Source organism: Labedaea rhizosphaerae, assembly GCF_004362825.1.
In the GTDB taxonomy this organism is placed as follows: Bacteria; Actinomycetota; Actinomycetes; order Mycobacteriales; family Pseudonocardiaceae; genus Labedaea; species Labedaea rhizosphaerae.
The window spans coordinates 16,198-37,624 of the sequence record NZ_SNXZ01000002.1; the positions used below are offsets into that span (position 1 = coordinate 16,198).

The following is a 21,427-nucleotide window of genomic DNA, read 5'->3' on the forward strand; positions in this document are numbered from 1 at the left end:
TGCCGGCCCCGCGCCTCAGCGAGGGGGCGGGGATGAGCAAGTACCTGGTGAACAAGTTCCTGTTCACCGTCGACCGCGACCCGGAACTGGTCGAGCGCTACCGCGAGGATCCACAAGGGACGGTCGCGTGGTGGGAGGCGGAGCACGCCAACCGCATCCTCAACTGCCACACCGGTGAGTCCTCGACGTGGCTGGCGTTCGACGACACCGAGCGAGCGGCGCTCGCCGGGCACGACTACCCGGCCCTGTTCGCCCTCGGCGCGCACCCGTTCCTCACCCTGACGTTGTTCATCGCGATGTTCGAGCGCGACCACGACGAACCGCTCGGCTTCCAGCTCGAGTACGCCCGCCGCCTCGCCCACGAATCGCTCCCCTACCCGGACATCGCGACCTGATGTGGGCCGCCGAGCTGCGTGTGCCCGGCAGCTCGCCGGTGCTCGCCGAGCGCGAGCCGCCGGCCGCGCCAACCGGTCACACGCTGGTCGAAGTGCTCGCCGCGCCGATCACGCCGCTGGACCTGTTGTGTGCGACCGGCACGTCGTATTTCGGCCGCCCGGCGTGTCCGTACGTGCCGGGCGTGCAAGGCGTCGGCGTGGCCGACGGCCGGCTGGTCTGGTTCCCCACCTCGGCCGGGATGGCGCCGGGCGACGGCAGCATGGCGCAGTACGCCGTGGCCGCGGAGGTGGTGCCGCTCCCGGACGGCACCGACCCGGCTGGGTTCGCGGCCCTCGGGTTGTCGGCGCTCGCGGCCTTCATGGCGTTGACGTGGCGTGGCGAGCTGGCGGCCGGTGAACAGGTGATCGTGCTCGGCGCCGGTGGCGTCGTCGGCCAGGCCGCCATCCAGCTGGCCCGGTTGGCCGGGGCACGCCGGGTGATCGCCGCCGCGCGCTCGGCGGGCGCCCGGGACCGAGCCGCGGCGGCGGACGCCGTGGTCGCGCTCGACACCGACGACGTGGCCGTGCTGGCCAAGCGGTTCGCCGACGCCGCCGACGGACCGGTCGACCTCGTGCTCGACCCGCTCTTCGGCCCGCCCGCGGCGGCCGCGGCCAAGGTGCTGCGGCCCGGTGGACGGCTGGTCAACCTGGGTAGCGCCGCGGCGGAGACCTGCCCGTTGGATTCGGCCACCCTGCGCGGCAAGCCACTGCGCTTGCTCGGCTACACCAACAACGAGCTGACGACCCGCCAGCGGGCCGACGCGATCGGTGTCCTCGCTGGTCACGCCGCCGCAGGCGAGCTGTCGGTGACCCACGAGGTGGTGCCGCTGGCCGAGGTCGGAGCCGCGTGGCAGCGCCAACGCGACGGAGCCGCGTCCGGGCGGATCGTGCTGCGGCCGTCTTGACACCCGCCGCTCCCGGTGACTGGGATGGGTCGGGTGATCGCCCCGCTGGTCACCGAGGAATCGGTGACGTTCCGCCTGCCGGACGCCGAACTCGCCCTGACCGGCACCCGGCTGCTGCCCGCCCTCTCCCTGCCCGACGCCCGGCTCGAGTTCGCCCGGGCCGGCAAGGTGTGGGAGCTCGACCTGCCGCGCCCGCCCGCGCTGCGGATGGAGTACAAGCTCCAGCTGCACCACGTCGACGGCGAAGTCGAGGAGATCTGCGACCCGGGCAACCCGCTGCGTGCACCCGGCGCGTTCGGCGACAAGTCGGTCGTCGAGTTCCCCGGCTATGTGGCACCGGCGTGGCTCGACGCCGAGAAGGTGCCCGGCGAGACCGTCGACGTCACCGACACGATCCGTCTGTGGGCGCCCGCGGACACCGAACCGACCGACCCGCTGCCCTTGCTGGTCGCGCACGACGGCCCGGAATACGACCGGCTCGCCGCGTTGACCGGGTTCAGCGCGGCGCTCATCGCCGCCGGGCGCCTGCCCCGCCACCGGGTCGCCATGCTGCAGCCGGTGCACCGCGACGAGGAGTACTCCGCCAACCCCGAGCATTCGGCGCTGCTGCACGACACCGTGCTGCCGGCGCTGCGCGAGCTCGTGGCGGTCGAGGGGCCAGTGGTCGGCATGGGTGCGAGCCTGGGTGGCCTGGCCATGCTGCACGCCCAGCGCAGCCACAAGGGTCTCTTCGGCGGGCTCTTCCTGCAGTCGGCGTCGTTCCTGGACAAGGAGCTCGATCCCCAAGAAAGGGGCCGGTTCAGCATGTTCGCCCAGGTCAGTGCCTACACCGCCGAGGTGCTGCGCGGTGAGGCGGCGGTCGAGCCCGTGCCGGTCGCGCTGACCTGCGGTACCGCCGAGGAGAACCTGGCCAACAACCGGCAGATGGCCCGCGCGCTCGCCGCCCAGGGCTACCCGGCGAAGCTGACCGAGACGCCGGACGCGCACAACTACGTGAGCTGGCGCGACGCGTTCGACCCGGCGCTGGCCGACCTGCTGCGCGCGGTCTGGGTGGGCTGAACCGTGCGACGCGACGAGGTCCAGTTGCCCGCGCCCGCGGCCGGCGGCGCCGGGACGGTCATCGCCTACGGCCACTACGGCCGCCCCGTGCTGGTCTTCCCCAGCGAACAGGGCCGGGCGCACGACTTCGAGAACAACGGCATGATCGGCGCCGTCGCTCCCCTGCTCGACGAGGGCAAGGTGAAGCTCTACTGCGTCGACTCGCACGACGCGGCCACATGGTCCAACCGTGAGATCCCGGTCGAGGAACGCGCCATCCGGCACGGTGAGTACGAGTCGTGGATCATCGACCAGGTGGTGCCGTTCATCCACGCCGACTCCGGCGGAGCGCAGGACATCGCGACGCTGGGCGCCTCGCTGGGCGCGTTCCACGCTGTGCTGTTCGCGTTGCGCCGGGCCGACCTCTTTCCGCTCGCCATCGGCATGTCGGGCAACTACGAGCCGACGAGCTGGTACGGCTGGGGTGATCGCGGCGACGCCACCTACTTCGCCAACCCGATCGACTTCGTGCCCAACCTGGGCGGCGATCACCTCGACTGGCTGCGCTCGCGGCTCTCGGTGCTGCTCGTGGTCGGCCAGGGCCAGTGGGAGGACACCACCGGCGCGCTGGAGTCGACCCGGCACCTCGGCGAACTGTTGCACGCCAAGGGAATCCGCTGTGAACTGGACGTGTGGGGGCACGACGTCCCGCACGACTGGCCGTCGTGGCGCGCCCAGCTGGCTCACCACCTGCCCCGCTTCTGCTGATCCGCTCGAGGAGGACGCATGGCCGACCGGACCGACAAGTCCGCGCACCTGCTGGGCTTGCTGTTGGGTACCGAGGAAGACTGGCCCCGTGCGTTCGAGGAATTGGTGCGCAAGCTTGGTCCGGTGCGGGACGCGGACGGTCGAGAACACCGGCTGGCCACCGAGCGGATCACCATCGAGCCGTTCGACCTGCGGGCCAAGCCGCGCTACGACTTGGTGATCGACCGGCTCGCCTACTGGTACTACGTGCCGCGCGAGTGGCTCAAGAAGGTCGCGCTGATGGACGGGGTGTACCTGCTCAACAGCCCGTTCACGTTCCAGTCCATGGAAAAGCACGCCGCGTACTGCGCGATGATCCGCCTCGGGCTCAAGGTGCCGGACACCTGGCTGGTGCCGTACAAGAACCCGGTCGACAACGCGCGCTACGCCTACACGGCCGCGAAGTACAACCGCCCGTTCGACCTCGACGAGGTCGCCGACCAGGTCGGCTACCCGTTGTTCATGAAGCCCTTCGACGGCGGGGCGTGGCGCGGGGTGTCGCGCATCAAGGACCCGCAGACGCTGCACGAGGCCTACGACGCCTCCGGCGAGATGTTGATGCACCTGCAAGCCTCTGTCGAGGGCTACGACGTGTTCGCGCGGTCGCTGACCATCGGGCCGGAGAGCATGGTGATGAAGTTCCGGCCCGAGTTGCCCATGCACGACCGTTACGCGGTGGAGCACGGGTTCTTGTCCGAGCAGGCCGGTGACGAGGTGCTCAGCATCTCGCGGCTGATCAACGCGTTCTTCCGGTGGGAGTTCAACTCCTGCGAGAGCCTGGTGATCGGCGACCAGGTGCACCCCATCGACTACGCCAACGCCTGCCCGGACATCTCGATCACCTCGCTGCACTACTACTTCCCGTGGGCGATCGGCACGCTGCTGAAGTGGTCGGTGTTCTGCGCCGTGACCGGCCGCAAGCCGCGCCTCGACCTGGACACGGCGAACTACTTCGCCGTCGCCGACTCCGACCGCGACTACGCCGAGAAGCTCACCGAGTACCGGCGACTGGCCGACGACTACTTCGAAACCGAGCGCTACCAGGACTTCTGCGCGACGGCACTGTCCGGTGTGGACGATCTGGTGCGTGACTGGGTCGCATCGAAGGACTTCGACGACCTGCTGGTCGACACGGTGCGCACGACGTACCCGGCGGCCGAGCACGACCGGTTCGTCGCGCACTTCCGCGGCCTCATCGGCCTGTGGTTGAAGGACAACGCGTGAAGTTCACCGCACCGCTGCTGCTGAACGGGAAGACCGCAACGGGATTCGAGGTGCCCGACGCGGTGGTGACCTCGTTCGGCGCGGGCAAGCGACCACCCGTGAAGGTCACCATCAACGGGTACACATACCGGAACACGATCGCGTCGATGGGTGGCAAGCACATGCTCGGCGTGAGCGCGGAACACCGCGCGGGCGCGGGTGTCGCGGCCGGTGACGTGCTGGAGGTCGAGCTGGAGCTGGACTCGGCGCCGCGTGAGGTGACCCCGCCGGCGGACCTGCTCGCGGCGCTGGACGCCGAACCCGGGGCCCGGCAACGATTCGAGGCGCTGTCCTACACGATGCGCAAGGAACACACGCGCTCGGTGGAGTCGGCGAAAGCCGAGGCGACGCGGCTGCGGCGCGTCGAGAAGATCGTGGCGAGCCTGACGACCACGACTTGATCGAGGATCAACGGTCCTGGACGCGGCCGAAAGCCGACCGGCCCCTGCAAACCGGTCGGCTTTCGTGCCGCGACTACCGGGAGGGTCAGCGGTAGCCGGGGGTCGTGCCGTGCGAACCCCGGTTGAACGGGTTCCACTTGTGCTTGCGCTCCTGCGGTGCCGCACCTTCGTCGCTGGCCACCGCGGGCATGGGCGCCATGCGCTCGCCCTGGCGCTCCTCGGCGAGGGGCTCCCCGTGTTCGGTGTGCGCGGTCATGGCGGTGTCGCGGTCCCGGACGTCCCGGACATCGCGCGTGTCGCGGATGCCCTCGTGCTCGGGGCGTGCCATCACGGTGTCGTCGCGCTCATCGGTGCGGGTCGGCGCAACCGCAGGCTCGACCGGCACGGGCTCGACCGGGCGCTCGTCGACCTCCTCCACCTCGTCGGTGACGATCACGCGCCGCGCGGGCAGCGCGACGACCAGCAGGGCGAGCACCAACCCGCCCGCGTGCCACCAGTTGTCCGAGACGGCCAGGTGCAGCGGGTTGCCCAGGCCGGACACCGGGTTCGACGAGAACGTGCCGACCACGGCGAGGCCCCACAGGATCAACGCGGCGAAGCCGATCATCAGCAGCCAGCCGTACAGCCGGGCCGTTCCGGCGAGCAGCGCCATCAGGATGCCGATGGCACCCGCCAGCACGTAGATGAGACTGCGGCCCGCGGTCATGTGGAACCCGATCACGGTGGCCACATTGGACGAGCTCCAGTCGGTCACCCCGGTCTCGTTGAACCCGACGATGCCGAGCACCAGCAAAGCCAGCGCCACGATGCCGGCGAGCACCTGCACCGGCTGCATGCCGGCCCTGCGGATCCGCGCTTTGGTCCTTGCGCGAGCCATGACTACCTCCATCGGCGTCTGTTGCCTTCCAGAGGTGTTCCCATTGCGGGCGGTAACCAAACCGGGGTACATCGAACGTGGTCGTGAGCCGGGCGGCCGGCGTGGAGCCGGCCGCCCGGCGCGATCGGCCGACTCAGCCGATCGTCGGTGGTGGCGCGTCCACCACCATCCAGCTGAGCACCGGCGTGCTCTGCAACAGCACCAGCACGCACATGAACAACAGGAACACCAGGCTCCAGCCGACCACCCGACGGAACAGCACGCCTTCCTTGCCCTGCATGCCCACCGCGGACGCGGCGATCGCGAGGTTCTGCGGCGAGATCATCTTGCCCAGCACGCCACCGGAGGAGTTGGCCGCGGCCATCAACGTCGTGGAGAGCCCGGCCTTGGTCGCCGCGGTGACCTGCAGGGCGCCGAAGAGCGAGTTCGACGAGGTGTCCGAACCGGTCACCGCGACGCCGAGCCAGCCGAGGATCGGGGACAGGAACGCGAACGCGCCGCCGGCCCCGGCCGCCCACAGCCCGAGCGTGGTCGTCGAGCCCGACTCGTTCATCAGGTAACCCAAGGCCAGCACGAGCATCACGGTGAGGATCGCGTACTTCAGCTGGTCCAGCGTTCGCCCGTAAGCCCGCAGCGCACGGCCGAAGCCGACCTTGAGCAACGGCATCGTGAGCAGGCCGGCGATCAGCAGCAAGGTGCCGGCCGCCGACAGGTAGTTCAGCTTGAACGTCGTCGACACCGCCTTGCCCGCCTCGTTGAAGATGTGCAGGCCGGGCCAGTTGACGATGTGGGTCACCGATTCCAACCCGGTCCCGCTCTGCCCCGGCTTGGTCGGCGCCTTGCCGGTGATCGCGGGCACGCGGGTGGCCAGCACGAACACCACGATGATCACCAGGTAGGGCGAATAGGCCCGGAACACCTCCATCGGGGTGTCCCGGACGTCCGAGTGCAGCTCGGCCCGGGCCTGGGTGGCCACCGCTGCCCGCCCAGCGGGTCCGCTGCCACCGTCCACAGTGGCCGCCTCGGTGTCGTCGTCGGTGTCGGTCTCGATGTAGCTCTCGCGCGCCTTCCACACCCGGGTGAACAGCAGCACGGCCAGCGCGGAGGCCAGCGACGCGATGATGTCGGCCAGCGGCACCGACCAGAAGTTCGCCGACAGGTACTGGAAGAGGCCGAAGACGAAGCCGCACAGCAGCGCGGGCGGCCAGGTCTGGCGCAGGCCGCGCTTGCCGTCGACGATGAAGACCAGCGCGAGCGGCACGAACACCGCCAGCAGCGGGGTCTGGCGCCCGACCATCGCGCCGAGGTCAGCCAGCGGCAGGTTGGTGACCGTGGCCAGGGTGGTGATCGGCACGGCGAGGGCACCGAACGCCACCGGAGCGGTGTTCGCCACCAGGGCCAGCGCCGCCGCCTTCAACGGCCGGAAGCCCAGCGCGATCAGCATCACCGAGCTGATCGCCACCGGGGTGCCGAACCCGGCGAGCGCCTCGAGCAGTGCGCCGAAGGAGAACGCGATGATGATTGCCTGGACGCGCTGGTCGTCACTGATCCGGGCGAACGAGCGCCGCAGCACGTCGAAGTGCCCGGTCTCGACGGTCAGGTTGTAGACCCAGATCGCGTTGATGACGATCCACATGATCGGGAAGAACCCGAATGCCGCGCCCAACAGGCCGCTGTTGAGCGCGTCACCGAAGTTCATCGAGTAGACGGCGACCGCGACGACGAGCGCGACCGCCAAGGAGATCAGCGAGGCCAGCCACGCCCGCATGCGCAGCACACCCAGCAGGATGAACAGCACGAGCAGCGGAAGGATCGCGAACAACGAGGACAGGCCCAGCGAATCGCCGATCGGGCGGTAGTGCTGGTGGTAGTCGGCTAACAGCATGGAACACCTCTTGGCGTGAACGGCGCGGCGGGTGCTGCTATTTGTCCTTCTTCTTCTTTCTCTCCACAGTGGACTTGCTGGAGACAACGGTGCCAGGTCCGTCAAGGGCGGCGGCCAGCACGTCTTCGACCGGGACGCCGCGGATCGCGGCGTCCAGCACCTGCACGGTGTGCGCGACCGGCAGCCGCTTGCCCATCCGGGCCAGCGTGGTCGCCACCTGCATCCAGCAGCCCGGGTTCGCGGTCACCATCAGCTGCGCACCGGTGGCCAGCACCGCGTTCGCCTTGCGCTCGCCGAGTTCGCGGGCCGGCTCGGGGTGCAGCAGGTTGTAGGTTCCCGCACTGCCGCAACAGATCTCCGGCTCGGTGAGCTCACGCAGCTCGATGCCGGGGATGGTGCGCAGCAGTCGGCGCGGCTGGGCCCGCACGCCCTGCGCGTGCCCGAGGTGGCAGGCGTCCTGGTAGGCGACGGTCACGGTCAGGGGCTGGTAGGACGCGACCGGGCCGAGCTCGTCGATCAACTCGCTGACGTCGCGTGCCTTGGCCGACAACGCCTTCGCCCGCTCGGCCCACCCCGGCTCGTCACGCAGCTGGTGCGCGAAGTCCTTGAGGTTGGAGCCGCAGCCGGCCGCGTTCACCACGACGGCGTCGACATCGGCGGCCTCGAAGGTCTCGATGACCCGCTTGGCGAACGCGAGCGCCTCCGGCTCCCGGCCCGCGTGCGCCGACAACGCGCCGCAGCAGCTCTGCCTGGGCGGCACCACGACCTCGCAGCCCTCGGCGGCGAGCACGCGCACGGTGGCGGCGTTGACGTCCGGGAAGAACGTGCCCTGCACGCACCCGGTGAGCAGACCTACGGTCTTGCGCTTGGTACCGGCCGCGGGCGTGCGCTCGGGCAGCTTCTCGACGCGGCCGAGCTTGGGCGCGAGGGCTTCCATGGCCTGCAACGACTCCGGCAGCTTGCCGAGCAGACCGGTGCGCGCGAGGAGCCGGTTGAGCCTGGTCGCCTGGTAGGCCCGCAACGGCCCGCGCACGACCTTGAGCCGGCGCGGGTACGGGAACAGGCTGTAGACCATCCTGCGGACCAGGCGCTCACCGCGCGGGCGCTTGACCCGGCGCTCGAGCTGCGCCCGGGTCGCCTCGATCAGCTTGTCGTACTGGACGCCGGACGGGCACGCCGTCACGCACGCCATGCAGCCCAGGCACTGGTCGAGGTGGCGCACGCTGTTGGCGTCGAACGCGTCGCCGCGCAGCCCGCCCTTCATGATGTCGATGCGCCCGCGCGGGCTGTCCATCTCCTCGCCCCACAACACGTACGTGGGGCACGTCGGCAGGCAGAATCCACAGTGGACGCAGTCGCTGATCAGCGCCGCGTCCGGCGGGTGGTGCTGGTCGAAGGCGCTGCCGGGCGGCGGACCGGAGCCCGGCATGCCGAGCCCGACCGTCGCGGCGGCGGCGCTGGCCGCGACCGAGGCCGGCAGCGGCACGTCCGCCGGCCGGGGCGCCCCGACCACCTCGGCTGCCGCCTGCTCGGCGGCCCGTGGCGCGCTCGTGGGCCGGTCTTCGCCGTCGGCAGCCATCTACAGCCCTCCCAGCAGGCGGCCGGGCGACAGCCGACGCCCGGGGTCGAACTGGTCCTTCACCCGCTTCATCAGGCCGAACGAGTCCGGCACCGGGCCCCAGTGGTCGATCCGGTCCCGCAGCTCGTCCGGGGCTTCCACCACGACGGCCGATCCGTCGTGCGGCGCGATCGTCGTGCGCAGCGCGGCCAGGTCGGTGTCGCTCGGCACCGACACGTAAGCCACCCCCGTGCACGCCGACGCCGTGCCGCTCGAACCGTCGGGCAGCGCCGTCAGCACGTCCGGCAACGCGTGCGGCACGTACGCCAGCCGCAGCACGATGCCGCCCCGCGGGCGTTCGCCGAACCACGGCGGCGGGGTGTCCACCCGCTCCCCCGTGCCCAGCAAGGCGATCGCCGCGTCCGACTGGGCGTCGACGGAGGCGGCGATGCTCTCGAACAGCACGACCAACTCCCCAGCTGCACCGTCCCAGCGCAGCTCCACGGCGGTCGGTGTCAGCGTCGAGCGGGACAGCAGGGCCTCGAACCGCCCGGCCTGCGCGGCATCGGCAACCCGCACGACGACGGCGCCCCGGGCCGGCGGCAACGGGTGCAGGCGCCACGTCGTCGAGACGACCACGCCGAGGCTGCCGTGCGCGCCGGTGTAGAGCTTGCCCAGGTCGTAGCCCGCCACGTTCTTCACGACCTTGCCGCCCGAGCGGGCGGTGGTGCCGTCGGCGAGCACCACGGTCACGCCGATCAGCAGGTCGCGCACGGTGCCGAAGCGCAGCCGCCGCGGGCCCGACGCGTTCGCACCGACGATCCCGCCGAGCGTCGCGCCGTCCTCGGGCGGGTCGAGCGCGAGCATCTGGTTGTGTTGTGCCAGTTGCTTTTGCAGCGCCGACAGCCGCACCCCGGCTTCGGCGACCACGACCAGGTCGCCGGGCTGGTGGTCGACGACCCGGTCGAGCCCGGTCATCCGCAGCATCAGGTCGCAGGACGCGGGCGGCGCGGCCCAGCCGACCTTGGTGCCCGAGCCGACCGCCATCAAGGTGCCCGTGGTGTCCCGAAGGATGTCGGCGACCTCGTCGGTGGTCGAGGGCACCAACGTCTCGGCGGGGGCGACGCCGGCGAGGTCCACGTCAGAACACCTCGCCGAGGGTGGGATCCGGCGCCGTGCCGGCGGTCCGCACGCCGGGCCGCTCACCGCACAGGCGCGGCGTCGGGAACACCTTGCCCGGGTTGGCCAGGCCGTCCGGGTCGAACGCGCACCGCACCAGCTGCATGGTGTCGAGGTCCGCCGCGGTGAACTGACTGGCCATCTTGGACTTCTTCTCGATGCCCACGCCGTGCTCACCGGTGATCGAACCACCGGCGTCGATGCACAGGTCGAGGATCGCGAACCCCAGCTCCTCCGCGGCTTGCGTGGCGCCGGGAACGGCGTCGTCGAACAGGATCAGCGGGTGCAGGTTGCCGTCGCCCGCGTGGAAGACGTTGGCCACGCGCAGGTCCGCCCGCTCGGCGAGCGCGTCGATGTCGGCGAGGATCTCCGGCAGCCGGGTGCGCGGGATGACGCCGTCCTGCACGTAGTAGGACGGGCTGATGCGGCCGACCGCGGCGAACGCGGACTTGCGGCCACGCCACATCAGCGCGCGTTCCTCGTCGTCCTGGGCGATCCGCGTTTCGAAGGCGTTGCGGGCCTGGGCAAGGGTTTCCACGTGGTCGAACTGCTCGGCCACCTCGACGCCCGGGCCGTCCAGCTCGATCACCAGCACGGCCGCGGCACCCGCCGGGTAGTTGCACTGCACGGCGGCCTCGGCCGCCTCGATGGCCAGCGCGTCCATCATCTCGATCGCAGCGGGCAGGATCCCCGCGGCGATGATGTCGCTGACCGTGCCCGCCGCGTCGGCCACCGAGTGGAACCCGACCAACATGGTCTGGACCGCCTCGGGCACCTTGATCAGCCGCACGGTCACGCTGGTGACGACCCCGAGCGTGCCCTCGCTGCCGACGAACGCGCCGAGCAGGTCGTAGCCGGGGTGTTCGGGGGCGCTGCCACCGAGGTGCACGACCTTGCCGTCGGGGAGCACAACCTCGGCGCCCATGACGTGGTTGACGGTGAAGCCGTACTTCAGGCAGTGCGCGCCGCCGGAGTTCTCCGCGACGTTCCCGCCGATGCTGCACACCTGCTGCGAGGACGGGTCGGGCGCGTAGGCCTGGCCGTTGGGCGCGGCCGCGCGGCTGACCGCCAGGTTGATCACGCCCGGCTCGACGGTCATCCGCGCGTTGTCCGGGTCGACGTCCAGGATGCGGCGCAGGCGGGTGAGGACGATCAGCACGCCGTCGGCCACCGGGACCGCGCCGCCGGACAGACCGGTGCCCGAACCCCTTGCCACGAACGGGATCCCGGCCTCGGCGCAGAGTTTCACCGTCCGCACGACGTCGTCGCGCTCCTCGGCGAGGACCACGACCCCGGGCCGCACCCGGAAGGCTTCCAGGCCGTCGCATTCGTACGTGCGCAGCTGCGACGGGTCGGTCAGCACCTTCGCCGCGCCGATGGCCGTCCGCAGCCGTTCGGCCAGGGCGAGGGTCCGAGGTGACGCCTGATCCTGCTTCGCGATCAGTTGCTCGGTCATCACACCTCCTCGGACTGCGCCGTCATGAGGTTGACAGGGAAACCACTTTCCCGCCGCGGTCTTGCCCAGCGCAAGGTGTCCGCATGCACTCCGTTACTCGATACGCGACTACCGAATAACGGAAGAATGCAGGCGATGTTTAGCGCATGTCAAGTGTCGACGGAGCCGGACAACCCCGGAGGTCAGTGCGGGAGGTCCCCGCGCAGCTCCTCGGCGAGCCGCTCGGCGGTGGCCCGCAGGACCGGCGCGATCTCGACGACGCGGCCCATCGTGATCCGCCCGGACGGCCCGGACACCGAGATGGCGGCCTGCGTCGGCGCACCGTCGAGCGGCACCGCGACGCAACGCACGCCGACCTCCTGCTCGTTGTCGTCGACGGCCCAGCCCTGCTCGCGGATCTCGGTGATCTCGCTGAGCAGCGCGTCCGGGTCGGTGTGGGTGCGGGTGGTCATCGCGGGCATGCCGGTGCGGCGCAGCAGGGCGCGCACCTCGGCGTCGGTCAGCTGCGCGAGCAGCGCCTTGCCCACACCGGTGCAGTGGGCGTGCACCCGCCGGCCGACCTCGGTGAACATCCGCATCGAGTGCCCGGACGGCACGTGCGCGACGTACACGACGGCATCGCCTTCGAGCACCGCCATGTTGGCCGTCTCGCCGATGCGGGAGGCCAGTTCGACCAGGTGCTGGCGGCCGGCGAGCGAGCCCAGCGCGCGGCCCGCGGTCTCCCCGAGCCGGATCAGCCGGGGCCCGAGCGCATAGCGCTTGGACGGTTCCTGGCGCACGTAACCGTTGTGCACCAACGACTTGAGCAACCGGTGGATGGTCGGCAGGGGCAACCCGGACGCGGCCTCGAGCTCGGCCAGCCGCAGCGAGCCGCCCGCGTCGGCGAGCAGTTCGAGCAGGCCGAGGGCCCGGTCGAGGGACTGCACGCCGCTCGCCGTCTTCGCCATCCGCCCCTCCGGTTCTCCGCACCGGAACCTATCGCGCCCTTGAGCATTCGATGCTCGACGACCTAGGATTCCATCTGACGAAGGCATTATTCCATATTGTGGAACTAAGGATCAAATGATTCCCTCCCGCTACCTCGCCAACTGCTCGCTGCTGTTCACCGAGGTGCCGCTGCTCGACCGGCCGGCCGCCGCCCGCGACGCCGGGTTCGCCGCCGTCGAGTTCTGGTGGCCGTTCCCGGTCGCGGTGCCCGCCGACGCGGAGGTGGACGCGTTCGTGCGCGCGATCCGTGATTCGGGCGTCCGGCTCGTGGCGCTGAACTTCTTCGCGGGTGACATGCCCGCGGGCGATCGCGGCGTGGTCAGCTGGCCGGGCCGGGAGCGCGAGTTCGCCGACGCCGTCGAGGTGGCCGTGGGCATCGGGGAGCAGCTGGGCGTCGCCGGGTTCAACGCGCTGTACGGCAACCGCATCGACGACGCCTCGCCCGCGCAGCAGGACGAGTTGGGGACGGCCAACCTGGCCCGCGCGGCCGAGGCGGCGGCACGGATCAACGCGAACGTCCTGGTCGAGCCGGTCAGCGGCGCGCCCCGCTATCCCCTGCTCATCGCCGCGGACGCCGTCGCCGTCATCGACCGGGTGGACAAGCCCAACGTGCGGTTGCTCGCGGACCTCTACCACCTGACGGTCAACGGCGACGACGTGAGCGCCGCGCTCGCCAAGTACGCGGACCGGATCGGCCACGTGCAGGTCGCCGACGCGCCAGGCCGGCACGAACCGGGCACCGGCGAGATCCCGTTCGACCGGTACCTCGCCGAACTCACCGACGCCGGCTACCACGGGTGGATCGGCCTCGAATACAAGCCCGAGACGTCCACAGTGGAGGGTCTGCGGTGGCTGGAATGAGCACTGTCGCGTTCATCGGGCTCGGGATCATGGGTGCGCCCATGGCGAAACACCTGGTGGACGCGGGGCATGACGTCCTCGGGGTGAATCGGAGCCGCGAGCCGGTCGAGCGGTTCGTCGAGGCCGGCGGCCGGGATGGCGGCACGGTTGCCGAAGCGGTCGCCGACGCCGACGTCGTGATCACGATGCTGCCGGACAGCCCCGACGTCACGGCCGTGGCGCTCGGCGCGGACGGCATCTACGCCAACGCCAAGAAGGGCGCCCTGCACATCGACTGCTCGACCATCCGCCCGGACACCGCACGCGAGCTGGCCGAAGCCGGTGCCAGTGCTGGGATCCGAGTGGTGGACGCGCCGGTCAGCGGTGGTGAGGCCGGAGCCAAGGAGGCCGCGCTCTCGATCATGGTCGGCGGGTCCGACGACGACGTCGCTGCCGCGCGGCCGTTGCTGGAGAAGGTCGGCAAGACGATCGTCCACGTCGGCCCGCCGGGGTCCGGGCAGACGGTGAAGGCCGCGAACCAGCTCATCGTCGCGGGCACGCTCGAACTGGTCGCGGAGGCGATCGTCTTCCTCGAGGCGCACGGCGTGGCGACCGAGGCGGCGTTGGAGGTGCTCGGCGGCGGCCTGGCCGGCAGCACCGTGCTCGCCCGCAAGGGCGCGGGCATGCTCGTCCGCGAGTTCAGCCCGGGCTTCCGCGTCGACCTGCACCACAAGGACCTGGGAATCGTCACGGCGGCGGCTCGCGAGCGCGGCGTCGCGATCCCGCTCGGCGCGCACGTCGCCCAGCTGGTGGCCGCGCTGCGCGCCCAGGGCCACGGCGATCTCGACCACAGCGCCCTGCTCAAGCTGGTCGAACAGCTCTCCGGCCGCGGGTAGTCGCTCAGACGGCAATCGCCACGGTCGTCTCGCCGGTCCTGACCGGAAGGTACTGGACGGGGCATAGCACAGGTCTGCAGGATCGCAGCGCCATGCTTAAGCTCGTCAAACGGCTCTCCGGACGGGGGCTGAGGCCGCCTTCCGGAACAGCCCGACGAGCGCTCAGGCGGCAATCGCCACGGTCGTCTCGCCGGTCCTGCCCGGCAGGCACTGGACGACCAACGCCGTCGCGTTGTCCGTGGTCCCGGCCACCGTCGCCGCGTCGACCAAAGCGCGGGCGGGGTCCGAGGCATAGCGCAGGGCCTGCAGGATCACGTCGTCGCCGACCCGGCCGTGCACCCCGTCGCTGGCCAGCACCAGGAACTCCGGTGCGGGCACCCGCGTCACGCCGATCTCCGGCGCGGTCGTGGTGCGGACGCTCACGACCACCACGTGCTCCATGCGCGGGTTCGGCGTGACGCCCCGCGCCCGGAAGTGGTTCGCCAACGTCTGGTCGGTGGTGACCTGGCGGAGCTCGTTGCCGATCGCCGCGTAGACGCGGGCGTCGCCGACCCAGCCGATGCGGTAGTCGTTGCCGTCCGGCAGCGCGACCACCAGCACGCAATCGGCGGCATCGGGGTCGGTGAGCACGGCCTTCTGCGCGGCGAGGACCGCCTCGGCGGGGTCGTCGGTGTCCGCGCGGACGGCGGCCGCGGCGGCCAGTTGCGCCGCGCGGGCAGCCCGCGGGTCGTCGCCGACCCCGTCGGCGAGCGCGAAGGCGGTCCCGCGCGCACCCGGCCTGCGGTAGGCGGCGACGGCGTCCGCGTTGATCAGGCGGGGGCCGCGGGCTCCGGCGGTGTGCCCGATGGCGGCGGTGTTGGCTCGCATACCTCCACAGTCGGCCGCCTACCTGTGGGAAACCTGTGATCCTCCTGAAGGCTCCCAGTGGTTTGTCGGACCGATCAGGCGAACGCGTTCACGCCGGTCAGCTCGGCCGAGAACGCCCAGAGCCGAGCCGCCTGGTCGGGGTCGATCGCGTAGTCGCGCACGCCGCCCGGCGCGTCACCGGTCGCGACCTCGGCGACATCACAGTCCTCGAGGTAGGTCCCGCCCTTCCCGGCCAGTTGCGGCGACGTGGCCGCCCAGACCTGCGTCGCGGCGCCCTGTTCGGGGGTCTTGAAGTGCATCAGCGCGTTGCCGTCCGCGTCGAACCAGCCGCGCTCGATCATCTCCTCGCGGGTGAGGTGGCGCTGCAACGGCGTCATGATGCCGCCCGGGTTCAACGCGAACGCCCGCACGCCGCGGTCCTGGGCCAGCGCGTCGAGGTGCACGGCGAACAACACGTTGGCCGTCTTCGCCTGACCGTAGGCCGTCCACTTCTCGTACCCGGTCTTGAAAAACGGGTCCTCCCAACGGATCCCGGTGCGCCAGTGCCCGCCGGAGGACACGGCCACCACGCGGGCGCCGCCGGGCTCGATGGCCGGCCAGAGCCGGTTCACCAGCGCGTAGTGCCCGAGGTGGTTGGTGGCGAACTGCAGCTCCCAGCCCGGGCCGACCCGGGTCTCCGGGCACGCCATGACGGCGGCGCTGTTGATCACCATGTCGAGGGTGCGGCCGGAGTCGAGGAACCCGTCGGCGAAGGCCCGCACGCTGTCCAGGTCGGCCAGGTCCAGCGCGGCGACCTCGGTCCGGTCGATCCCGGCGAGGGCTTCACGCGCAGCCTCCGGGCGCCGGGCGGGCACGACCACCCGGGCTCCCGCGCCGACCAGCGCGCGCGTCGTCTCCAGCCCGATCCCGGAGTAGCCGCCGGTGACCAGGGCGAGCTTGCCGTCCAGATCGATGTCCTTGAGCACTTCGGCCGCGGTGCTGTCCACGCCGAAGCCCGAACCGATCTTCTGCTGCGCCGTTCGTCGAGTCATACCGCAACCGTAGGAACTGGAGTGCACACCAGGTCAAACGGCGGGCTCACCGAGTTCGGCTGAGCGCAGCTCCATCGCCCGCAGCGCCACCATGAGGTCGAAGCGTGCGGCCGGGTCGGTGAGCCGGTCGCCGAACAGCGCCTCGAGCTGGTGCATGCGGTAGCGCACGGTTTGCGGGTGCACGCCGAGCGCGGCGGCGATCTCCGGTGCGCTGCCACTGGTCTGCAGCCACGTCATCAAGGTCGAGCCCAGCCGCTGGCGTTGCTTGTCGGTCAGCTCGAGCAGCGGGCGCAGCGTCTGCTGGATCAGCGCCTCGGCGAGGGAGTTGTCGCCGCAGAGCCAGAGCGCGGTGAGGTGGTCGGTGCACTGGCTGAGCGGTTCGTCCGGCAACACGCCACCGCGCACCAGGTCCAGGCAGAGCCGGGCCCAGTTCAGCGACCGGCCGAGCTCCGCGACCGGGACGGCCGGGCCCACCGCGGCGCGCCAGCCGGTCAGCGCGGCGCGCAGCACCTCCATGGACTCCTCCGCAGGCACGACCAGGCACGGCGCCGGACCGTCCACATCGGTCAGTGCGTCCTGCATGACCATCAGCCGCAGGTCGTCGGCGTCCTCGGTGCGTTCCAGCGCCACCGCCCGCGCCCGCTCGGGCACCCGCCAGCGGGCGGCCTTGGCCAGTTCCTCGACCGCGGCCGGCGCCGGCGGCGGGTCGGACACGAGCAGGTCGAGCAATTGGCGCCGGCGCTTGGCGAGCGCACCCGCCGCCTCCAGCTGCCAGGCGGTGTAGCCGTCGAGCGAGAGCCGGGAGATCTCGTCGATGTAGGCGAAGATCGCCTCCGCGATCACGCACATGATCGACACCGGCAGCTTGTGCTGCTGGCCGTACTCGGACACCCGCCGCCATGCCACGCGCGCACCGACGCGGCACGCCGAGTGCAGCACTTCCAGGCCGCGGCCCTCGGCGGCTTCGAGGCGGCCGAGCATCCGGAACAGCTCCATGTCCGCCTGCCGGTCCGACCCGGGATCGGCCACCCGCTCGATGAACTGGGCGATGCCGTGCTCGACGCTGCGGATGATCGTCTTGCCGAACGGGCCTTCCAACGGCCGCGCGTACTGCGGCACCGCACGTTGGATCTCACGCAACATGTCCGCGGCGACTCCACCGGCCAGCGGACGCAACATGACGGCGAGGTCGCGCGGGATCTTGCCCCACGGCGAAGGCTCGACAGGGGGTGTTACCGCAGGTCGGCGCGGTCCCGGCAGGTTCACCACCCGGGTGCGCTCGAGGTCCTTGGCAACGGCGTCGGTCATCGCTCCCCCATCGCAGCGTTCTACCCGGCCGCGACGACAGAGCCTCCCCGGCTCCAGACGCGTCTTTGCGACCGCAGAGGTTCCCCGACGCCAGGAGATCACCACTAGCGGGCCACCTCCGTGACATCTTCACGTTATGGCTCGACCACGGAACGTGTCAACGCACGATGACCGAATTGATAGCTGTGACAAGCGACCGGCAAGCACGTCGTCGACCGGCACAATGACCGGCGTGATCGACCCGCGAACGGCCCTCGGCACCCCGCTTCCGGCCCGTCCGTACCGCTGGACGGAGTCGGAGGTGCTGCGCTACCACCTGGCGCTGGGCGCCGGGCCGGACAACCTGCGCTGGAGCTATGAGCGGAACCTGGTCGTGCTGCCGACGTTCCCGGCGCTCGCGCCGAGCGCGGGCATGTTCGACCCGCCGGCCCTACTGTTCCCGGGCGTGCATGTGGACCTGACGAGGGTGTTGCACGCGAGCCAGGAGGTCGAGCTGGGTGGGCCCATCCCCAGGAGTGGGACGGTCACGCTGCACCCGCGCGTCGTCGAGGTGTGGGACAAGGGCACCGCGGCCGTGCTGGTGCACGAGACGATCGCGACGAACACGGCCGGCGAGCAGGTTTTCCGGTCAAGGTCGACGTTGTACTGCAAGGGCGAAGGCGGTTTCGGCGGCGAACGCGGCCCGTCGACCCGACCTGAGCCGCTGCCGCCGCGGGCGGCGGATGCCGAGCTGACCGTGTCGACGCTGCCGCAGCAAGCCTTGCTGTACCGGCTGTGCGGTGACCGGAACCCGCTGCACGCCGACCCGGAGTTCGCCGCCGCGGCCGGGTTCGACCGCCCGATCCTGCACGGACTCGCGAGCTACGGGATGGTCACCATGGCGATCATGGACGCTCGAGGTCTGGACGACGTCCGATCGGTGACCGGGAGCTTCACCGGTGTGGTGTACCCCGGCGAGACGTTGCGGGTGCGGCTGTGGGTCGAGGACCAGCGGATCACTTACGCGGCAACGGTTCCCGATCGCGGGAATGCGGCCGTGCTCACCGGATCACTGGCCGGCCGCGCGTAACACCGCGAGCTCAGCTCCATTCACCACGCAGGATCGAGTAGATCTGGTGATCACGCCAGGTGCCGTGCTGGAAGTTGCGGTGCCGCAGTACTCCCTCCAACTGGAAGCCGATGCGTTGCAACGATTTCTGTTCGGCGATGTTCTCGGCGTCGGTGATCGCCTCCAGGCGCTCGACCCTCGTGTAGCCGAAGAGGTGGGCCACCAGCAGGCGTTGCGCGCGGGTGCCGAGGCCTTGGCCACGGTGCTCGGGTAGCAATCCGCAACCTATCTCGCGGACCATACTCGCCCCGTCCGCGCGGCCCGCGCGCCACGACACGATGCCGGCGATCGTGTCCTCGCCGTTCAGCACCACGGCAAGCACCGCCGACTGGGTGCCGATGTAGCCGTCCTCCTCCCAGCGCTTGCGGCGGGTGCGCACGTCCATGAACCCGGGCCACTCGTGCGCGCCAAGGGCGTCGATGTCGGTGCAGAGCCGGTCGAGGAACGGCAGGTCGTCCTCGGTGAAAGCCCGCAGGTGCAGGCGGTCGTCGCGTGGTGCGATCAGCATGCCACCACTCAACCAGATTTCCCGAAGGGCTCCGGCCACGGTGTCGGCTGACGACCGTGGCCGGAGCCACCCTCACCACTGGCGGGTGGCGAGGAACCTAGTACTCCAGCCGCACTAGCAATCCGAGGTGACCGGCTTGCCCGCGACGCGGTCGGCGAGGAACTGCAAGGCACCCGGTCCACCCTGGACCTCACCGGTGATGTGGCCGCTGAACGGGATGCGCACCTTCTTCACCGTGCCCCCGTCCGCGCAGTAGTCCTTCAGCAGCCCGTCGGCCAGCGCGGCCGGGACGAACTCGTCCTGGAGCGCTTCGTAGTTGTAGTAAGGCATCCGCGGCGTGGCCTGGCCCGGGTTGTTGGTGTCGATGAGGAACCGCGCCTGCGGCGAGTCGATCGGATCGGCGATGGTCGTGTAGTTCTCGATGCGGTCGAACGGGTGCAGCACCGCGACGTCGAGGGTGCAGGCGTCCTCGTTGGTGGCGAAGAGCGCGCGGCCCCGGTCGTTGAGGATGCCGTAGACGCCCGACTCGGGGTACGCCCGCGCCAACCCGATCACGCCGAGCAGCGCCAGCCCCGCGCCGAGGTTGCCGTTGTTGTGGCGCAGCATCGCGCCGAGTTCGGCGGGCACCCCACCGGCGGCGGCCCCGACCACGTTCAGCTCGGGTGCGTAACTCCCCTGCTGCTCCGCCGCCCACGTGGTCGCGAGGCCGCCGCCGGAGTATCCCCACAGCGTGATCTTCGTGTTCGGGTCGAGCCCGGCGGGCGCGTGGTGCAGCACCGCGCGCATGCCGTCGAGGACACCGTGCGCCGCTTGCGGTCCGGCGGCGAACTGCGAGTGCGGGCCTTCGTAGTCGGCGTAGACGATGGCGTACCCGCGCAGCAGCGCTTGGTACGACATGGAAACCTCGTAGGAACCCACGCCCGTCGGCGAGCCGATGCCGACCCGCAGCGTGTAGGACGGCTGGCAGCGCGTGGAAAGCGAGTCGTCGGCGATCTGGTACGACACCAGCGGCCGCGTGCCCGGCCCGGTCCACGACGTGTACGGCACGAGCACCGTCGCCGCCTCGGCCACCGGCGCGCCGTGGCCGTCGACCGACTTGTAGAGCACCTGGTACGCGTGCACCGGGATGGGCATCACATAAGCTAGCGCGGTGATCTCGCGCGAGCGCAGCACCGTCCCGTTCGGACGCGAGCCGTAGTCCGCGGGCGGGACGTAGAACGGGTCCTGGTCCGGCGGCAGGATCACGGCGGAGCCGGACGAGTCGATCGCGGCCGACGCCGGCCCCGCCGAGACCACCCCCAGCGCCAGGCCGACCGCGACCAGCACCCCGACGAGCCGACGCATCACGCTCTCCCTCCACCGGGCTCAACGATGTGACGGACGTTACCGCACAGTTGGAAGGTTTTCCAAGAACTTCTTCCAAATCGACAAGGTGGCTACGGTGTGGGTCATGCCGTCCCCCCAGAAGGGCCGCCACCGCCGCGAGTTGCTGTTGCGCGCCACGATCGAGGTGGTCGCCGAGCGCGGCGTCGCGGGCGTCACCCACCGCGCGGTCACCGAGCGGGCCGGGGTGCCGCTGGCCACCGCGAGCTACTACTTCTCGTCCATCGACGAACTCGTCTACGAGGCGTTGAAACAGTTCGCCGAGCAACGGATGCGGTTGCTCGTGGACGCGGTCGGCTCGGCCCTCGACCAAGGCGGCACGATCGGCGAAGCCCTGCAGGCGTTGCTGTTCGCGATGAGCGAGCTGCCGCTGACCGACCGGATGGCGTTCTACGAGATCCTCTGCAACGCACCGCGCACCAAGGAGATCGCCGAGCCCGCGCGCAGCACGATCGACCGCTACACGCAGGTTGTCACCGAGGCCATGACCGGGCTCGACCTGCCGCAGGACAAGGTGCAGACGCAGGCGTTGCTGGCGCTGGGCATCGGGTACGGCATGCTGCGCCTGGCCCATCCGGACTTCGACAACCCGCAGTGGCTGTTCGAGGCCATGCGCGACCTCCACATCGGTCGCAGCGTGGTGCGCGACGAACCGGAACGAGCCAAGGACCTGTTGGACCGCCCGGCAAAATGAGG

At 70.7% G+C, this 21,427-nt stretch carries 21 protein-coding genes; 10 read left to right on the top strand and 11 right to left on the bottom strand.

What is annotated here, in order from left to right:
- Window positions 1-32: 32 nt before the first annotated feature.
- From EV186_RS09700 to EV186_RS09725, 6 genes are read left to right on the top strand one after another with little or no spacing between them, the layout of a single operon-like run.
- Window positions 33-395: a hypothetical protein gene (locus EV186_RS09700; RefSeq protein ID WP_133848906.1), complete on the top strand. Its 363-nt coding sequence runs from the start codon at window positions 33-35 to the stop codon at window positions 393-395.
- Complete coding sequence (locus EV186_RS09705) at window positions 395-1,339, top strand: quinone oxidoreductase family protein (protein ID WP_133848907.1); 945 nt, start codon at window positions 395-397, stop codon at window positions 1,337-1,339. Before EV186_RS09700 ends, EV186_RS09705 begins: the two co-directional genes overlap by 1 nt.
- 24 nt (window positions 1,340-1,363) lie before the next feature.
- A complete protein-coding gene (locus tag EV186_RS09710) occupies window positions 1,364-2,398 on the top strand; it encodes an alpha/beta hydrolase (RefSeq protein WP_133848908.1) in 1,035 nt (344 codons plus the stop codon).
- A 3-nt stretch (window positions 2,399-2,401) separates the two neighbouring features.
- On the top strand, window positions 2,402-3,145 hold the full coding sequence (locus EV186_RS09715; RefSeq protein WP_133848909.1) for an esterase family protein: 744 nt from the start codon (window positions 2,402-2,404) through the stop codon (window positions 3,143-3,145).
- Between the two features lie 18 nt (window positions 3,146-3,163).
- Window positions 3,164-4,408, top strand: a complete 1,245-nt coding sequence (locus EV186_RS09720) for an ATP-grasp domain-containing protein (RefSeq protein ID WP_133848910.1) — start codon at window positions 3,164-3,166, stop codon at window positions 4,406-4,408.
- Window positions 4,405-4,848 (top strand): YdeI/OmpD-associated family protein, encoded by a 444-nt coding sequence (locus EV186_RS09725; RefSeq protein WP_133848911.1) that lies wholly within the window; start codon window positions 4,405-4,407, stop codon window positions 4,846-4,848. Before EV186_RS09720 ends, EV186_RS09725 begins: the two co-directional genes overlap by 4 nt.
- A gap of 85 nt (window positions 4,849-4,933) precedes the next feature.
- Here the strand turns inward: EV186_RS09725 and EV186_RS09730 are convergent, their stop codons facing one another.
- From EV186_RS09730 to EV186_RS09755, 6 genes are all read right to left on the bottom strand, one after another.
- Window positions 4,934-5,725, bottom strand: a complete 792-nt coding sequence (locus EV186_RS09730) for a DUF4383 domain-containing protein (RefSeq protein WP_166659093.1) — start codon at window positions 5,723-5,725, stop codon at window positions 4,934-4,936.
- A 133-nt stretch (window positions 5,726-5,858) separates the two neighbouring features.
- On the bottom strand, window positions 5,859-7,610 hold the full coding sequence (locus EV186_RS09735; RefSeq protein ID WP_133848913.1) for an L-lactate permease: 1,752 nt from the start codon (window positions 7,608-7,610) through the stop codon (window positions 5,859-5,861).
- 37 nt (window positions 7,611-7,647) lie between these two features.
- Window positions 7,648-9,039 carry a (Fe-S)-binding protein gene (locus tag EV186_RS09740; RefSeq protein ID WP_208115624.1) on the bottom strand — a complete coding sequence of 464 codons (1,392 nt, stop codon included), beginning with the start codon at window positions 9,037-9,039 and terminating at the stop codon, window positions 7,648-7,650.
- 150 nt (window positions 9,040-9,189) lie between these two features.
- The gene (locus EV186_RS09745) at window positions 9,190-10,308 is read right to left on the bottom strand and encodes an FAD-binding oxidoreductase (RefSeq protein ID WP_166659094.1); all 1,119 of its coding nucleotides are present in this window, start codon (window positions 10,306-10,308) and stop codon (window positions 9,190-9,192) included.
- Window position 10,309: 1 nt separating this feature from the next.
- Window positions 10,310-11,803 (bottom strand): FAD-linked oxidase C-terminal domain-containing protein, encoded by a 1,494-nt coding sequence (locus EV186_RS09750; RefSeq protein ID WP_133848916.1) that lies wholly within the window; start codon window positions 11,801-11,803, stop codon window positions 10,310-10,312.
- 182 nt (window positions 11,804-11,985) lie between these two features.
- Window positions 11,986-12,750 (bottom strand): IclR family transcriptional regulator, encoded by a 765-nt coding sequence (locus EV186_RS09755; RefSeq protein WP_133848917.1) that lies wholly within the window; start codon window positions 12,748-12,750, stop codon window positions 11,986-11,988.
- Between the two features lie 115 nt (window positions 12,751-12,865).
- Between EV186_RS09755 and EV186_RS09760 the strand changes: the two genes are divergently transcribed.
- Together EV186_RS09760 and EV186_RS09765 are read left to right on the top strand one after the other, a co-directional pair.
- A complete protein-coding gene (locus EV186_RS09760; RefSeq protein ID WP_133848918.1) occupies window positions 12,866-13,651 on the top strand; it encodes a hydroxypyruvate isomerase family protein in 786 nt (261 codons plus the stop codon).
- Window positions 13,648-14,526, top strand: coding sequence for a 2-hydroxy-3-oxopropionate reductase (locus tag EV186_RS09765; RefSeq protein WP_133848919.1), 879 nt, complete (start codon window positions 13,648-13,650; stop codon window positions 14,524-14,526). The genes EV186_RS09760 and EV186_RS09765 overlap by 4 nt, the downstream gene beginning before the upstream one ends.
- Before the next feature lie 162 nt (window positions 14,527-14,688).
- Here the strand turns inward: EV186_RS09765 and EV186_RS09770 are convergent, their stop codons facing one another.
- From EV186_RS09770 to EV186_RS09780, 3 genes are all read right to left on the bottom strand, one after another.
- Window positions 14,689-15,393, bottom strand: a complete 705-nt coding sequence (locus EV186_RS09770; protein WP_133848920.1) for a PP2C family protein-serine/threonine phosphatase — start codon at window positions 15,391-15,393, stop codon at window positions 14,689-14,691.
- A 74-nt stretch (window positions 15,394-15,467) separates the two neighbouring features.
- Window positions 15,468-16,424 (bottom strand): SDR family NAD(P)-dependent oxidoreductase, encoded by a 957-nt coding sequence (locus tag EV186_RS09775; protein WP_133848921.1) that lies wholly within the window; start codon window positions 16,422-16,424, stop codon window positions 15,468-15,470.
- A 33-nt stretch (window positions 16,425-16,457) separates the two neighbouring features.
- Window positions 16,458-17,732 carry a PucR family transcriptional regulator gene (locus EV186_RS09780; RefSeq protein WP_133848922.1) on the bottom strand — a complete coding sequence of 425 codons (1,275 nt, stop codon included), beginning with the start codon at window positions 17,730-17,732 and terminating at the stop codon, window positions 16,458-16,460.
- Window positions 17,733-17,964: 232 nt separating this feature from the next.
- Between EV186_RS09780 and EV186_RS09785 the strand changes: the two genes are divergently transcribed.
- Window positions 17,965-18,801 (top strand): MaoC/PaaZ C-terminal domain-containing protein, encoded by an 837-nt coding sequence (locus tag EV186_RS09785; protein WP_243753948.1) that lies wholly within the window; start codon window positions 17,965-17,967, stop codon window positions 18,799-18,801.
- A 10-nt stretch (window positions 18,802-18,811) separates the two neighbouring features.
- Here the strand turns inward: EV186_RS09785 and EV186_RS09790 are convergent, their stop codons facing one another.
- Together EV186_RS09790 and EV186_RS09795 are read right to left on the bottom strand one after the other, a co-directional pair.
- A complete protein-coding gene (locus EV186_RS09790) occupies window positions 18,812-19,348 on the bottom strand; it encodes a GNAT family N-acetyltransferase (RefSeq protein ID WP_243753949.1) in 537 nt (178 codons plus the stop codon).
- A 114-nt stretch (window positions 19,349-19,462) separates the two neighbouring features.
- A complete protein-coding gene (locus EV186_RS09795; RefSeq protein ID WP_133848924.1) occupies window positions 19,463-20,692 on the bottom strand; it encodes a lipase family protein in 1,230 nt (409 codons plus the stop codon).
- Between the two features lie 106 nt (window positions 20,693-20,798).
- Here EV186_RS09795 and EV186_RS09800 point away from each other — a divergent pair, with 106 nt between their 5' ends.
- Entirely contained in the window at window positions 20,799-21,425 is a 627-nt protein-coding gene (locus tag EV186_RS09800; protein WP_133848925.1) for a TetR/AcrR family transcriptional regulator, read from the top strand.
- Window positions 21,426-21,427 lie beyond the last annotated feature (2 nt).